Raw genomic sequence first — 13,673 nt, forward strand, 5'->3', positions numbered from 1 at the left:
GGTTGTTGAACAATCCTGCAAGACTCCCGGCCGTTCGGCCGGTCCTTCTGCCGCTCCTGCCGTCGCCGCGCTACGCGGCGTCGCGGTCGACGGCGGCCAGCAGCTGTGCCTCGGCCCGGCGCAGGTAGTCGGTCATAAACCGGGCCGCCTCGTCGCGGCGGCCGAGGCGCAGCAATTCGAGGATGTGCGCGTTGTCCTCGACATAGGGCTCGTGGAAGGCAGGGTTCGCGGCCATCGCGTGGAACACCAGCCGCATCTCGGCCAGCACCTGTCCCATCAGGGTGTTCAGGCGTTCGCTGCCGGTCATTGCCACGACGGCGGAGTGGAAGTCCTGGTTCGCCCCCGCCATCGCCGGGATATCCCCCGCGGCCTTGGCGGCCCGGGCCGCGGCAACAATGTCCTCCAGCCTGCCCGGTCCATCCGCGGCGGACCACGACAGCGCTGCGGGTTCGAGATAGCGGCGCACCCGGTAGATTTCCCGGATGTCCTCGGCGCTCGGGCGGGCAACGAAGACCCCACGGTTGGGGATCCGCGTGATGATGTGTTCCGAGCCGAGCATGGTGAAGGCCTCGCGGAGGGTGTTCCGGGAAACGCCCAGCGCCCGGCCGAGCGCCTCCTCGGACAGCTTTGTCCCCGGGGAGAGTTGTCCAGCGGCGATACGGTCGCGCAGCATCCCTGCCACCCACAGCCCGGTCTGCGCATGCGGCGCTGTCTTCGCCACGGCTGTGAGACCGCGGAGCACATCCTCGAAAGTCATAGACTCACGATAACCGCGGCGCGCACCGCAGCACGCCTGCCCCGCGACCGAGGACCGAGACGTTCGACGTGGAGGGCAGGATGTGCCGTCTTTTCGGGTTGCATGCGGGCACCGCGCCTGTCCGTGCGACCTTCTGGCTCTTGAGCGCGCCCGAAAGCCTGTCCCGGCAAAGCCGGCTCGAGCCGGACGGCGCGGGCATCGGGACCTTTGACCTGGCAGGAACGCCGGTCGTGACGAAGCAGCCCATCGCCGCCTGGCGCGACAGACAGTTCGCGGAGGCGGCACGCGACGTCGAGAGCACCACTTTCCTTGCCCACGTGCGCTACGCGAGTGTCGGGGCGCACACGCCGCAAAACACCCACCCCTTTGAGCAGGACGGCCGTATTTTCGCGCACAATGGAGCCTTCCACCGGCTCGACCTGCTGGATGTGCGGCTGGCGGAGCTTGGCGCCGCAAACCTGGTGCTCGGCCAAACCGACAGCGAGCGCATGTCCGCTCTGATCACGGCCGAAACCCGCCGCAGCGGAGGGGACGTGGAGGCGGGTATTGCCGCCGCGGTGTCCTGGCTCGCCGCGAACCTTCCCGTCTACAGCCTGAACTTCATCCTGACCACTTCGACGGACCTTTGGGCGCTGCGCTATCCCGAAACGCACGGCCTGTACGTCCTGCACCGGCCGCCGGGAGGCAGCGGGCGGCAGCGACATCTCGATGCCCACAGCCCGCGGATCCACGCGCACAGCCATGCTCTCGCCTCCGCCGCGTCAGTGGTGCTGGCGAGCCGGCCGATGGACGGCGAACCGGGCTGGGAACCGCTCAGGCCCGGGGAACTGCTCCACGTGGACAGCGGGCTGAGGGCCCGGTCGAGCTTCCCCTTCCCTCCCCGGCCGGCCCACCTGCTGCGGCTGCAGGATCTGGATGCCGCCACAGCTGCCTCCCAGCATCCCGGTCCCTGAATTGTTCCGGCTGACTAGTTCCGGCTGAATTGTTCCGGCGTCAGTCCGCGGGCCGCACCTCGTCATACCAGGCGACGACGGCGTTGCTTCCGGCCGCCCGCGCGAGGGTTTCGCGCAGCCCGTCGCACTGCTGCGCCGCCAAGTCGAGCTCCGTCACAGTCATCGCCACACCTTTGGTGCCGTCTTCACGGGTCCACGCGTAGTGCTGGCCCTCGTCGGTGGCGCGGTGCCAGTCGGCGAGGTGCTCCAGCGTCTGCTCCAGGCACGCCTGGGTTTCCACAAGGTCCCGCAGTACGTCCTGGCTGTCCGCCGGCCGGTCGAAGCTGCGGCTGGACCGGGCGAGCCGTCGGGCCGCGTCCCGCAGCAGGTGGGAAGCCTCCAGCGGGTCCTGGTGCGCTGTCATCGTGTGACCGCCCTTCGACGTCCGGTAGGTCGGCGTCGGCCTACCGGACCATCGTAGACTGCGGCGAAGTGAAAGCTGTCTCACAGCTTCTACACAGGCTGAGGGAACTTACTTGGGAAGTATGCGACGAGGGTTTGGCAGATCCGCCGGGGCGGCGGCGTTGCTGCTCCTGCTGACCGGCTGTTCCGTTACGGCCGCCGCGGGTGAGCAGCCGCACGCGGCCGGTTCCGGCGCGCCGGGCGCGCCTTCCGTGGCCGCCGTACCGACGGTGGCGCCGGCGCCCGAACGGGTGCGCTTCGCTCCGACCGAAACCGTGATCCGCACGGTTTACACCACTGCCTACAGTTGGTTCGACAACACCCCGCCCGGATCCACCGTGATCAGCAACCCGGTGCTGCACGCCCGCGCCGGCGGCAAGGGAACCTATGCGGATCCGGTGACGGTCGCCGTCGGGCATTCCAAGGCCGGCGGGAAGGACGTGCTGGATTTCCCCGCCGGTACCCGCTTCTACGTTCCCGACGTCCGGCGCTATTTCATCGTCGAGGACACCTGCGGCGACGGCCCCCGGCCGCAGGACGAGCCGTGCCACAAGGGAACCAATGCGGACGGATCCGGATCGACCGTCTGGGTGGACCTCTGGATCGGGGGCCAGGGAGGGACACCGGCCAGCGTTCGCGACTGCGCGAGCCAGGTGACCACCGGCAGGGGCGCCGTGCACACCGTCATCGTGCGGCCAGTACCCGGGTACGTTGTGGCCCCGGGCTCCGCGGTCTTCCACGACGGGACATGCGACGCCGGCTACGGGGAGACGGTCTACCTGGCAACGACCGGCTGATTCGCGAAGGCCCCCGGTGCCATTACCTGTCCTACCTGCGGGCTACACTCTTTCGGTCCGGCAGGATGGCTGTCAGGATAGGCGCGTCGCCTGCCGTGCAGGGCAGGCCTTTCCGCCAAGGGGGCCCATGAAATACCCGCTGGCCTGTTCTGCGGCCGCAGCACTGCTGCTGGCCGGGTGCTCCACGGCCTCTGCCCAGGTGTCGTCCGCGCCGTCCCCTGCCAGAAGCGTGGCGAGCACTACTGCTGCGCCCGCTGGATCGCCGAGCGGCTCCGCCTCCCGGTTTGCGGCAGTCATCACCGCGCGTGAGAAGGCGTGGCGGGACTACGACGCCGGGACCGCGAAGTGCGACAAGGCAGCCCAAGGCACCGGCCCGGACGACTTCGCCGCTTCCATGGCGTGCATCAAGAGCGCCCAGGCTGTCGCCGCCAGCGCCCAGGATGCCACGAACGAGCTGACCGCGCTGTCCCCGCCGCCGCCGGAACTGCGAAGCTTGGTGGCCCGCACCCTCAAGGCCCTGGCCCCGCTGAAGAACTCGAACGCCCGGACCAACTGCCGGGACGCCACCAGTGACGCCTGCGACGCGTCGGTGCAGCAAGTCAGCGACGCGATTTCCTCCTTGGTGGACGTCCTCGACGACTGGGACGCCAGTGCCCGTCCCCAGTGACCCTGCCCGAGTCCGTCTGGAGCATCCATGAAGCCTTTCCTTCCCCTGGCCGTCCTCGCTGCATCCGTCCTGGCAGGCTGCTCGACCTCCCCCGCCGCCACCATCAGCGGCGGCCACCAGGCCGTGCACGCAACACCGGTCCGGCCCACCCCGCACCCGCCGAGCACCCCCAGGCCGACACCCACGGCCTCCGCCGCGCGGTTCGCAGCCGTGGTCAACGCCAACGAGGCGAAGTGGCGCAGCTACGAAGCAAACATCGACGCCTGCACGGCGGCCGCCGCGGGTACGTCCCCGGATGACTACACCAAGTCCGTCGCCTGCGTCAGGGGTACCGAAGCCATGGAAGCCAGCGCGAAGGCCGCGACCGCTTCCCTGCTCGCTTTGTCCACGCCGCCGCAGGAGATTGAGCCGCTCATCACCCGCGTGCTGGCTGCGCTCGCGCCCATCAAGGACTCCAAGGCCACGGCCGCCTGCAGTGATGTCACCAGCGAGACCTGCCTGAACGCCGTGGACACCGTCGACCAGGCAGCAACCGGCCTGGTCGACGCCCTGGACGCCTGGGACCAGGCAACCCAGCCGCAATAGCGCGGCGGTGCCGCACGACCCGGCCCGAATCCCGTCGTCCGGCAGGACACCGTCCGCGCTGCGGGGAACACGTGGAACATCTCCTTCGATGCGGTGCCGGTGTCGCGGAACGGACCCTGCAGCTCCAAGCGGGTCCGCTCACGGTTGCCATGATGCGCTCGTACAGCCGCTCCCTTGCCTTCGCCGGCGCTGTGGCGGCCGTCCGGATCACCTCCGCGGCACTGTGACCGGCCAGGAACCAGCCGAGGGACCAGCGCGAGGGCCCGCGCAGCCTCCAACCCCGGGGTTTCCGCTGGTTTTCCCCGCTCTTTCGCCTGCAATCCGGACGAAATTGAGGCGCCTGCAGGACGGGGGCAAAGCTTAGGCCCCATCGTGCGTCTGCTCTGAGCAGGCCTGAAGGCTGGTTCACGAACATGCGTTGTGTCCCCTCCATCCAGGCCACAACGGAGACCAGCCATGACCGTCCTGATCCCAGACCACATCGAGAACGAGTACCTCTCCTTCGCCCCGCCGCAGGCCCGGCCCGAGAGCCACCGCGCAAGCATCGCGTGCGTCATTCCCGCCTACAACGAGGAAGAGACCATTGCCGAAGTGCTGCAGGCTTTGCTGAAACAGACCCGGTTGCCGGACGTGATCCATGTGGTGATCAACAACTCCGACGACGACACCTTCTATGTGGCGCGCGAGTTCGCCGGGCCCCATGAGCACACCTACCAGGACGTCACCTACCGCACCGAGGTGTACGTGCACGACATCGGCGTCAACAAGGACAAGAAGGTCGGCGCCCTCAACTACGGCTTTGCCCAGATCTGCGACAAGTACGACTACTTCCTGGGGGTCGACGGGGACACGGTGGTGGACCGCCACGCCGTTGAATACCTGGAGGAAGAAATCCTCAGCGACCCGCGGGTCGGCGGCATCTCGGCCATCTACACCGTGGCCGAAAGCTCGAAGGAGGGACTGACCGCAAAATTCCTTACCAGCGGCCAGCGCGCACAGTTTGCCGCGTTCAACATGGACAATCTGCTGCGCGGTCGGAACATGGCCGTACTCGGCGGCCAGTGCTCGATCCTTTCGGTCGAGGCCCTCAAGAACGTCATGGTGGACAACCGCCAGGCCAGCCCCTGGGTCAAGGACTCGGAGGTCGAGGATTCGCTCCTCTCGCTCCAGATCAAGAACCTTGGGTACGCCACCAAGATTTCCGCCCGGGCGCGCGCGAACGTCGGCGGGATGGACAATCTGCGCGCCTTGGACGGCCAGCAAGTCAAGTGGAACTACGGTGCCATCGACCTGATGTGGCCGGGCCAGCGCAGCAACACGCCGGGACAGCCGTTCCACCCCAACCTGCGGCTGCGCTGGGCGGAGAACATTTCCATGGTCTTCAACATCCTCACGCGCGTCACGTTCATCCTCCTGCTGACCGCCGCCCTGAGCATCCACGCCTACGTGTTCTACCCCGTGTGGCTCGTCCCGCCGCTGGTGGCGGTGATCCTGAACCTGAGAATCGCCACCTCCATCGACGGAAAATCCGGCAGGGACATTGCCTTCGCCCTCCTTGCCTTCCCCGCCGAGCTCTACCTGTGGATCCGCATGGGGCACTTCGTCCGTGCCTGGGGCAAGTTCTTCTCCCGGAACCAGACGGACAACTGGGCCGCGCAGGCAAGGGCTGAGCGCGGCTCAGGGAGCGCCTACCTGATGCCGGCCATCGTCCTCCTGGTCATCGGCGTCGGCCTTACCCTCGCCTGGCTCCAGCAACCGGTGACCATCCAGTCCGCCATCCTCTCCGTCGGCTGGCCCGTCCTGTACATCACGACCATGGTGCAGACCGCCTTCATGCTGCGCAAAGCCCTGCGCAGCCACCGCGGCTACCGGGTCTGATCGACCTCCGCTGCAGACACGTCCGCCCCTGCACCCTCTTCCATGCCGATCCAGGAGAACCTCATGTCCCCCCATCCCCGCCACCGCAAGAACATCCAAATCCCTGTCAGCCGCCGGATCCGCAGGGCGTCCGCACCAGCCCTCATCCTCGCCTTCACGACGGCTGCCACCGGCTGCTCGGTGCCCCCGGTTCCCGGCCTGCCGGGCGCCTCGGGTGCTCCTGATCCTGTCCGGGTGGCCGACGCGGTTCCGCTGGCGTCGCCAGCGGCGTCCGCGCCGGCCCAGGCCCCGTCGGCCCAGGCCCCGTTGGCACTGTCGAGTCCGGCTCCGGCGCCGACGGCGGCACCCGGCACAGCCCCGAAAGCTGCCGCCAGCTGGGTCCGGCAGCGCGCTGACATGGACCGAGGCTCGGCCCACCATGTGCTCGACGCCGCGGCGCACCAGCTGATGATCGACTACTGGACGACCGACGACCCGGGATCCTGGACGCCGGAGAGCTCCCCCATCATCAGGCTGAACGCGCATATCAGCGGCGCCGACGACGGCAACACGGTCAAGGTCACCCGCTTCAACGCCCGCGTTGACAGCCTCGGCGTTGTCCTGGCCAACGACCAGGGCGACTTCGCCCTCACGCCGCCGTACTCCTACGCCTCCGGGGTGGTCGTCCCCGCCAACCCTAAGGCGCACAGCACCCGGATCCTCTTCACCTTCGACCTGCTCACCGAGACGGCACCCAACTCGGGCGTGTACACCCGGCAGACCATTCTGGACACGCTCACGCTGGGCTACGCCAAGAGCGGCGCCCAGGCCCAGAGCCCGAACTGAGCCGGAACCGTCGGTGGACGTTCCCCAGACTGAGCACTACATCCGGATCCTCGAACCCCCGCAGGCGCACCCGGTGCCGCCTGCCCCGGTTCCCGGTCCGGTGCCGGCGAAGCCGCGCCCGAAGTACCGCCGGTGGCGGACAGCGGGAGTGGCCGGCTGCGTCCTGGCGGGTGCCGCCTCGCTTGCTGTCGCCGACAGTCCCCCGCCGCCCGTGACGCCCGGCTTCCCGCTCCGGGTGGACGCTGGCTCCGATCTCGATGCAGCGGCCCAGGCCTCCCGCGCCTTCCTCGCCCGCTGGGTGGACGACGACGGCCGGGTGGTCCGCCGGGACCAAGGCAACGACACGGTCAGCGAAGGGCAGGCCTACGGCATGCTGATCGCGGTCGGAGTTGCCGACCAGGCCCGGTTCGAGTCGATCTGGGGCTGGACCCGGACGCACCTGCTCAGGCCGGACGGTCTCCTGGCGTGGCGGTGGGCCCACGGGAAAGTCGCCGACGCGGAGCCGGCGGCCGACGCCGACCTGGATGCGGCAAGAGCGCTCGTCAGGGCCGGCGCGGTGTTCAACCGGCCGGACTGGACGGAGTCCGGCGTCATGCTCGGAAGGGCCGTCCTCGGAGAGCTGACCGGCTGGACGGGCGGAAGCCGGGTGCTGCTGCCCGGGGCGTGGGCCACGCGGGACGAGACCTCCTGGTACAACCCGTCCTACGCTTCACCGGCAGCCTTCGCCGTCCTCGCCCGCGCGTCCGGTGACCCGCGCTGGATCGAACTGGACGCCGGATCCCGTTCCGTCACCCAACAGCTGCTGCAGGAGTCCCCCCTTCCACCGGACTGGGCGCTGCTCAACGGGAAAGGGGTCGCGCTGCCGGCAGCAGGTCCCGGCAGCGAGGGCGGGAAGCTACAGCGCTACAGCTATGACGCGGCCCGGGTGGCGGTGCGGCTCGCCGAATCCTGCAACAGCCAGGACCGGTCCCTTTCCGGGATGCTCGCCGCGCGCCTGCCTTCGGGGTCGCCGCTGGCCGCGGAACTGTCCCTGTCCGGCAGCAATCTGGGGACCGACCGGAACCCGGTGGCCTACGTGGCCCGGGCCTCAGCCTTCGCTGCCGCCGGCAGGCCCGGGAAGGCGCGGGCGGACCTGGCTGAGGCAGCCACCTTGAACAGCGCGCATCCCACCTACTACGGGGCAGCCTGGCTTGCCCTTGGACGCCTGATGCTTGCTTCCCCTGCGCTGGGCGGGTGCCCTCCGTTGGCGGAGCCATGACCGGCTGCTCCTACCCCGGCGCCTGCCGGGCACACCCCAATGACGAACCGGACGGAGGCGCCATGTCCAGCACGAACACTCCCGAAGACAGCCCGCTCACCGCAGCAGGCATCCCGCTTATCGACGCTGCCGCGATCGAAACGCTGGAAGAGCAACTGGGCGCCGACGGCTTCGGCCGACGGTATCTCGAGGCGTACGTCGAACTGTGGGACGCGCGGTTGCTTCGTGTGTCCCGGGCCGTCCGGCGCAGGGATTACGAGCAAGCGATGGACGCAGTCCTCAGCTTGAAAGCCGCCAGCGCGATGGCGGGGGCAACGCGGCTCTGCGAACTCGCTGCGCGGCAGGAAGCTGAGCTTGTACGCCGCGATTTCACGGCCGCTGAAGCCGCCCTGGAAGAGCTGGGAGCATGCGGGGCACTCACGATGTCCGCGCTGACGAGCAGCTATCTGGCCGGGCGCGCGGAATGACAGAGCTCAGGGGTTGAGGCTCTGCTCCGGGGCCAGGCGGTATCCGATGCCGCGCACAGTCTCGATCCACTGCGGGCACCTTGGCTCGTCACCGAGCTTGCGGCGGAGATTTCCGATGTGCGTTTCCACCAGCCGTTCATCCCCGGTCCCGGCAGCCGAACGGCCGGGTCTGGCCCCTGGCAGCGCGCGCAGCAGGGCAGCCCGTGACTGCACCCGCCTGCCGCCCTGCAGGACGGCGTGGAGCAGGTCGAATTCGCTCCGGCTGAGCTCGACAGCCCTCTCCCGGACCGTCACACTCCGGGTGCCCGGATGAAGTTCGAGTCCGTTGTGCGAGATCGCCTTGCCCGCGCCGGCCGGGCCTGCGAGCGACGGTCCGGCTCCAGGCGCGGCGCTGAGCCGTGCCCCGGTGCGGGGGCGCCGCTGCAGTGAATCCACCCGAAGCCGCAGCTCGCGCGGGCGGAAAGGCTTGGTCAGGTAGCCGTCAGCGCCGGTGGCGAAGCCCAGCACCACGTCGGGTTCTTCCGTCCTCGCCGAGAGCATGAGCACGTAGGCGTCGCTGAAAGTACGAAGCCGTCGGCTGACCTCGAACCCGTCGATCCCCGGGAGGCCGACGTCGAGGGTGACCAGCAGCGGGCTGCGTTCACGCACGGCAGCCAAACCTTCGTAGCCGTCGCCGGCGGCATGGCATTGGAATCCGGCCTGGCTCAGCACCTGCATCACAAGTTCGCGGACGTCGGCGTCGTCCTCGATGACGACGGCCGTCTTCTCGGGTCCCATCACAGCACTCCTGCAGATCCGGGACCGCACACGACGAAAGGCTCCAGCAACGTCAGGCTCCCCCCTTGATTACTTTGGTTCCCGAAAGATAACCCTCGTCAACGGAAACAGAACAAGTAGTCCGGGCGGCCCCGCTTCGCCGGCGGGCGGAGCAGCGGGCGAATCGGCGGGCGGATCAGCGGACCGTGACCTGGCCGCCGTCGACCAGCCAGCGCGCATCCAGCCGCACGTTCTCAAGGAGCCGCCGGTCGTGCGTGACCAGGAGCAGCGCTCCGGCATAGTGCTCCAGCGCCTCTTCCAGCTGCTCGATCGCGGGCAGGTCGAGGTGGTTGGTGGGCTCGTCCAGGACCAGCAGATTCACGCCGCGGGCCTGCAGCAGCGCCAGCCCGGCCCGGGTGCGTTCGCCCGGCGAGAGGCTCCCCACTGCGGCGCGGGCCTGATCGGCTTTGAGTCCGAACTTCGCCAGCAGGGTGCGGACTTCCGCCTGGCTGTACTCCGGCACCGCCGCCTCGAAAGCTCCGGCCAGCGCCTGGTGGTCGGGGAGCTGGTTCCGGGCCTGGTCGATCTCGCCGACGGCGACGTTGGCTCCCAGGGACGCAGCGCCGTCGTCGGGCGCCTGGTGGCCCAGCAGCAGCCGTAGCAGGGTGGACTTGCCCGCGCCGTTGGGCCCCGTGATGCCGATCCTCTCCCCCGCGTTGACCTGCAGCGACACCGGGCCCAGGGTGAAGTGGCCCTGCCGGGCGACGGCGGCGTTGAGGGTCGCAACCACGGAACTGGACCGCGGGGCGGCGCCGATAGTGAACTGCAGCTGCCATTCCTTGCGCGGCTCCTCCACCTCCTCCAGCCGGGCTATCCTCGACTCCATCTGCCGGACCTTCTGCGCCTGTTTTTCCGACGATTCCATGCTCGCCTTGCGCCGGATCTTGTCGTTGTCCGGGCTCTTCTTCATCGCGTTGCGCACCCCCTGGGAGCTCCACTCACGCTGGGTGCGGGCCCGGGCCACCAGATCGGCCTTCCGGGACGCGAACTCGTCGTACGCTTCGCGCGCGTGCCGGCGGGCCACTGAGCGTTCTTCGAGGAAGGCGTCATAGCCGCCCTCGTACACCGCGACCTTGTTCTGCGCCAGGTCCAGTTCGACGACGGTGCTCACGCAGCGGGCCAGGAACTCCCTGTCGTGCGAGACAAGCACGGCTCCGCCGCGCAGGCTGCGCATGAAGCTCTCCAGGCGGGCCAGTCCGTCCAGGTCAAGGTCGTTGGTCGGCTCGTCGAGCAGAACGATGTCGAACCGGCTCAGCAGCAGCGCGGCCAGCGCCACGCGGGCCAGCTGGCCGCCGGACAGGCCTGCTACGGGGGCATCGGCCCCGATCCCGGCCGCCACGTCCACCAGCACGGGGCCCATCCGGTCCTCCAGATCCGCCGCGCCGGACGCCATCCAGTGCTCCATGGCAGCCGCGAACCGGTCGTCCGCGCCCGGGGCGCCGGCCCCAAGTTCTTCCGCAGCGGCCTCCATGGCGGCCGTGGCCGCCGTCGCTCCGGTGCGACGGCCGATGTAACCGGCCACCGTCTCGCCCGGCACGCGCTCGTGCTCCTGGGGCAGCCAGCCGACGAACGCGTCCTTGGGCGCGGCCTGCACCGTACCGGACAGGGGCTCGTCAACGCCCGCCAGCAGGCGCAGCAGGGTCGACTTGCCGGCGCCGTTGGCGCCCACCACGCCGATCACATCGCCCGGCGCGACCGTGAGGTCGAGGCCGGAGAAGAGGGTGCGGTGGGCGTGGCCGCCCGAAAGGCCTTTGGCCACGAGGGTTGCTGTCATAGCTCCCATCCTAAGGAGCGTTCGGGCCCTCCCCCGCCTGCGCCGACGGCGTGAACCCCCGGGGGAAGTCGGCGGTGCGGATGCGTTTGAGCTCCCGGACCTCGCCGGCGCTGCCCCATTCATCCAGCCCGAGCCTGGACAGCGGGTCGAGGTCGCCGAACCGGGGGTGGCTGCCCTCGAGCACGTCGGAGGAGACCACTGCATGGCGCACCTCACCGAAGACGAGGGTGCAGTCCCCCAGTTCGAGGGTGCTGTGCAGCCGGCATTCCAACGCGGCTGGGGAAGCCGCGACACGGGGCGGCCGCACCGTCGTGCTCCGCTCCCGGGCCAGGCCGGCGGCGTCGAACTCGCTGACCTCGGGCGGGAAGTTGGTCCCGGTGGCATTGACCTCCTGCAGCAACGACGCCGGGGCGAAGTTCACCACGAACTCGCCGGTCGCCCGGATGTTGCGCAGCGAATCCTTTTCCCCCACCGAGGTGAACTGCACGATCGGCGGATGCACCGAGGCCACGGTGAAGAAGGAGTGCGGGGCAAGGTTGTCGGTGCCGTCGGCCGCGACCGTCGAAACCCAGGCGATGGGCCGGGGCACGATGACGGCGGTGAGCAGGCGGTAGAACTCGCGGGATCCAAGTTCGTCGGGGCTGAAATCTGTCCGCATGAGCCCACCTTAGCGAGCGGAGGGTCCGGAGCCGCGTGCGGCCGGCCACTTCTACCCGCGGCGGGCGTGCAGGGCTATCGTCTGGGTATGAGGTACTTCGAAGCCGAAACGCTGATCCTTGCCGACGCCGAGACCGTCTGGCGGATCATCACCGACGGCGCGGGCTTCACTGCCTGGGATTCGGGCATCACAGCGGTGGACGGGGTCATCCGCGACGGCGGGCGGATCCGGGTCCGCGCTGACGCCACCGGACGGCGGGTCTTCCCCTTCTCCGTCCAGCAGGACCCGGACCATCACCGGATGACCTGGACCGCCCGCCTTCCGCTGGGCCTGTTCCGCGGGGTGCGCACCTTCACCCTCACCGACCGGGCGAAGGGGACCCATCTGAAGGTTAAGGAGGAGTACTTCGGCCCGCTGGCCGGCCTCATGTTCAGGGGGATGCCGGACCTGCGGCCGTCCTTCCGTCAGTTCGCCGCCGGCGCCAAAGCACGCGCGGAGGCAATGGGCTGACCAGGAGCCAGCACCCGCGCCCGGCCGCAGGCGCCCGGACGCGGCCGCCGCGCTGGTCCGCCTGGCGGGTGGTCTTCAGCTTCGGACTCGTCAGCCTCGCCGTGGACCTTGTCTCCGACGGCGGCCGCTCGCTCGCCGGACCGCTGCTGGGCTCCCTCGGCGCGTCCGCGCTGACGGTGGGGCTGGTGACGGGCGCCGGCGAAGCTCTCGCCCAGGGCCTCCGGCTCCTCACCGGCCCGTGGGCGGACCGCACCCGCGGTTACTGGTCTTTCACCATTGCCGGCTATGCCATGACGGCACTGAGCATTCCGCTGCTGGCCCTGGCCCCCTTCGCGGGCACCGCGGGCCTGCTGCTGGGCTCCGTGCTGCTGCTGGCGGACCGGACGGGCAAGGCCGTGCGCAGTCCGGCCAAGACAGTGCTCCTGGCCGGCGCCGCCGGCTCCGTCGGGCGCGGACGGGGGTTCGCGGTGCACAAGTCGCTGGACCAGTTCGGAGCGTTCCTCGGCCCCCTGCTCGCCGCCGGGATGGTGGCCGTCAGCGGAACGCTGTGGGCCGCTTTCGCGGTGCTCGCCCTGCCGGCGCTGGCCGCGCTGGCCATCCTGCTCGCCGTGCGGCGCGGCGCCCCGGACCCCGCAATTCCCGCCGGTCCTAATGCGGCCGCCGGCTCGGACCTGGCCGGGACCCGCCTGCCGCGCTCGTTCTACTTCACCGGCCTCGCCGTTTTCGCCGCGAATGCCGGGCTGGTGACCTTCGGGCTCATCTCGTTCCACCTCACCGATGCGCGGCTGGCTCCGCTCGCCGTCGCACCGCTTTTTTACGCCGCAGCGATGGCAATGGCCGCCGTGGCGGCGTTGGCCAGCGGCTTCCTGTACGACCGCGCGGGGCCCCGGGTGCTGCTGGTCCTGCCGGTGCTGATCGCGCTGGTGCCCGGCCTCGCTCTTGCAGACCGGCTGCCCCTGGTGTTCGCTGGTGTTCTCAGCTGGGGCGCCGCGGCCGGCATCCAGGACTCGACGCTCAAGGCGCTGGTCGCGGATCTTGTCGCCGCCCCGCGGCGGGGCACGGCCTACGGCGTGGTGGCCGCCTTCGAGGGTGCGGGCGCGCTCGCCGGCGGCTTCCTTGCCGGCGCCCTCTACTCGCGGGCCGGCACCCTGGCCCTGGCGGTGGCCCTGATTGAGGCGGCTGCTTTCCTGCTGCTGCTCGCCGCCGTCCGCCCCCGCGGCGCCGGAGGCCTGTTGCCGGCACGGACCGCGCGGGAGAATGGAGAGGACGGATGACGCTTCGGGGAGG

General features: G+C 69.8%; 16 protein-coding genes. 11 read left to right on the forward strand and 5 right to left on the reverse strand.

Going from position 1 to position 13,673, the window contains the following annotated elements:
* Positions 1-70: 70 nt before the first annotated feature.
* Positions 71-757: a GntR family transcriptional regulator gene (locus tag KIH31_RS04840; protein WP_214425944.1), complete on the reverse strand. Its 687-nt coding sequence runs from the start codon at positions 755-757 to the stop codon at positions 71-73.
* Between the two features lie 80 nt (positions 758-837).
* On the opposite strand from KIH31_RS04840, the gene KIH31_RS04845 reads away from it, so the two are divergent.
* Positions 838-1,710 carry a class II glutamine amidotransferase gene (locus KIH31_RS04845; RefSeq protein WP_214425945.1) on the forward strand — a complete coding sequence of 291 codons (873 nt, stop codon included), beginning with the start codon at positions 838-840 and terminating at the stop codon, positions 1,708-1,710.
* 40 nt (positions 1,711-1,750) lie between these two features.
* Here KIH31_RS04845 and KIH31_RS04850 read toward each other — a convergent pair whose 3' ends face one another.
* Positions 1,751-2,113 (reverse strand): hypothetical protein, encoded by a 363-nt coding sequence (locus KIH31_RS04850; protein ID WP_214425946.1) that lies wholly within the window; start codon positions 2,111-2,113, stop codon positions 1,751-1,753.
* 121 nt (positions 2,114-2,234) lie between these two features.
* Here KIH31_RS04850 and KIH31_RS04855 point away from each other — a divergent pair, with 121 nt between their 5' ends.
* The 8 genes from KIH31_RS04855 to KIH31_RS04890 all read left to right on the forward strand — a co-directional run bounded on the left by KIH31_RS04855 (position 2,235) and on the right by KIH31_RS04890 (position 8,628).
* On the forward strand, positions 2,235-2,948 hold the full coding sequence (locus tag KIH31_RS04855; RefSeq protein ID WP_214425947.1) for a hypothetical protein: 714 nt from the start codon (positions 2,235-2,237) through the stop codon (positions 2,946-2,948).
* A 127-nt stretch (positions 2,949-3,075) separates the two neighbouring features.
* Positions 3,076-3,615, forward strand: a complete 540-nt coding sequence (locus tag KIH31_RS04860; RefSeq protein WP_214425948.1) for a hypothetical protein — start codon at positions 3,076-3,078, stop codon at positions 3,613-3,615.
* Between the two features lie 27 nt (positions 3,616-3,642).
* Positions 3,643-4,200, forward strand: coding sequence for a hypothetical protein (locus tag KIH31_RS04865; protein ID WP_214425949.1), 558 nt, complete (start codon positions 3,643-3,645; stop codon positions 4,198-4,200).
* Positions 4,201-4,271: 71 nt separating this feature from the next.
* The gene (locus KIH31_RS04870; protein WP_214425950.1) at positions 4,272-4,427 is read left to right on the forward strand and encodes a hypothetical protein; all 156 of its coding nucleotides are present in this window, start codon (positions 4,272-4,274) and stop codon (positions 4,425-4,427) included.
* Positions 4,428-4,656: 229 nt separating this feature from the next.
* The gene (locus KIH31_RS04875) at positions 4,657-6,078 is read left to right on the forward strand and encodes a glycosyltransferase (protein ID WP_214425951.1); all 1,422 of its coding nucleotides are present in this window, start codon (positions 4,657-4,659) and stop codon (positions 6,076-6,078) included.
* Between the two features lie 63 nt (positions 6,079-6,141).
* Positions 6,142-6,903: a hypothetical protein gene (locus tag KIH31_RS04880; protein WP_214425952.1), complete on the forward strand. Its 762-nt coding sequence runs from the start codon at positions 6,142-6,144 to the stop codon at positions 6,901-6,903.
* A gap of 13 nt (positions 6,904-6,916) precedes the next feature.
* A complete protein-coding gene (locus KIH31_RS04885) occupies positions 6,917-8,161 on the forward strand; it encodes a glycosyl hydrolase family 8 (RefSeq protein ID WP_214425953.1) in 1,245 nt (414 codons plus the stop codon).
* Between the two features lie 62 nt (positions 8,162-8,223).
* Positions 8,224-8,628, forward strand: coding sequence for an Hpt domain-containing protein (locus KIH31_RS04890; protein WP_214425954.1), 405 nt, complete (start codon positions 8,224-8,226; stop codon positions 8,626-8,628).
* Positions 8,629-8,634: 6 nt separating this feature from the next.
* Here KIH31_RS04890 and KIH31_RS04895 read toward each other — a convergent pair whose 3' ends face one another.
* The 3 genes from KIH31_RS04895 to KIH31_RS04905 form a co-directional block, all read right to left on the reverse strand.
* Entirely contained in the window at positions 8,635-9,405 is a 771-nt protein-coding gene (locus tag KIH31_RS04895; protein WP_214425955.1) for a response regulator transcription factor, read from the reverse strand.
* Positions 9,406-9,580: 175 nt separating this feature from the next.
* Entirely contained in the window at positions 9,581-11,218 is a 1,638-nt protein-coding gene (locus KIH31_RS04900; RefSeq protein ID WP_214425956.1) for an ABC-F family ATP-binding cassette domain-containing protein, read from the reverse strand.
* 10 nt (positions 11,219-11,228) lie between these two features.
* Positions 11,229-11,876, reverse strand: coding sequence for a flavin reductase family protein (locus tag KIH31_RS04905; RefSeq protein WP_214425957.1), 648 nt, complete (start codon positions 11,874-11,876; stop codon positions 11,229-11,231).
* An 87-nt stretch (positions 11,877-11,963) separates the two neighbouring features.
* Between KIH31_RS04905 and KIH31_RS04910 the strand changes: the two genes are divergently transcribed.
* A complete protein-coding gene (locus KIH31_RS04910) occupies positions 11,964-12,386 on the forward strand; it encodes an SRPBCC family protein (RefSeq protein WP_214425958.1) in 423 nt (140 codons plus the stop codon).
* A gap of 68 nt (positions 12,387-12,454) precedes the next feature.
* Positions 12,455-13,660, forward strand: a complete 1,206-nt coding sequence (locus tag KIH31_RS04915) for an MFS transporter (protein ID WP_214425959.1) — start codon at positions 12,455-12,457, stop codon at positions 13,658-13,660.
* The last annotated feature ends 13 nt before the right edge of the window (positions 13,661-13,673 follow it).

The organism is Paenarthrobacter sp. DKR-5, from assembly GCF_018531425.1.
Lineage (GTDB): Bacteria > Actinomycetota > Actinomycetes > Actinomycetales > Micrococcaceae > DKR-5.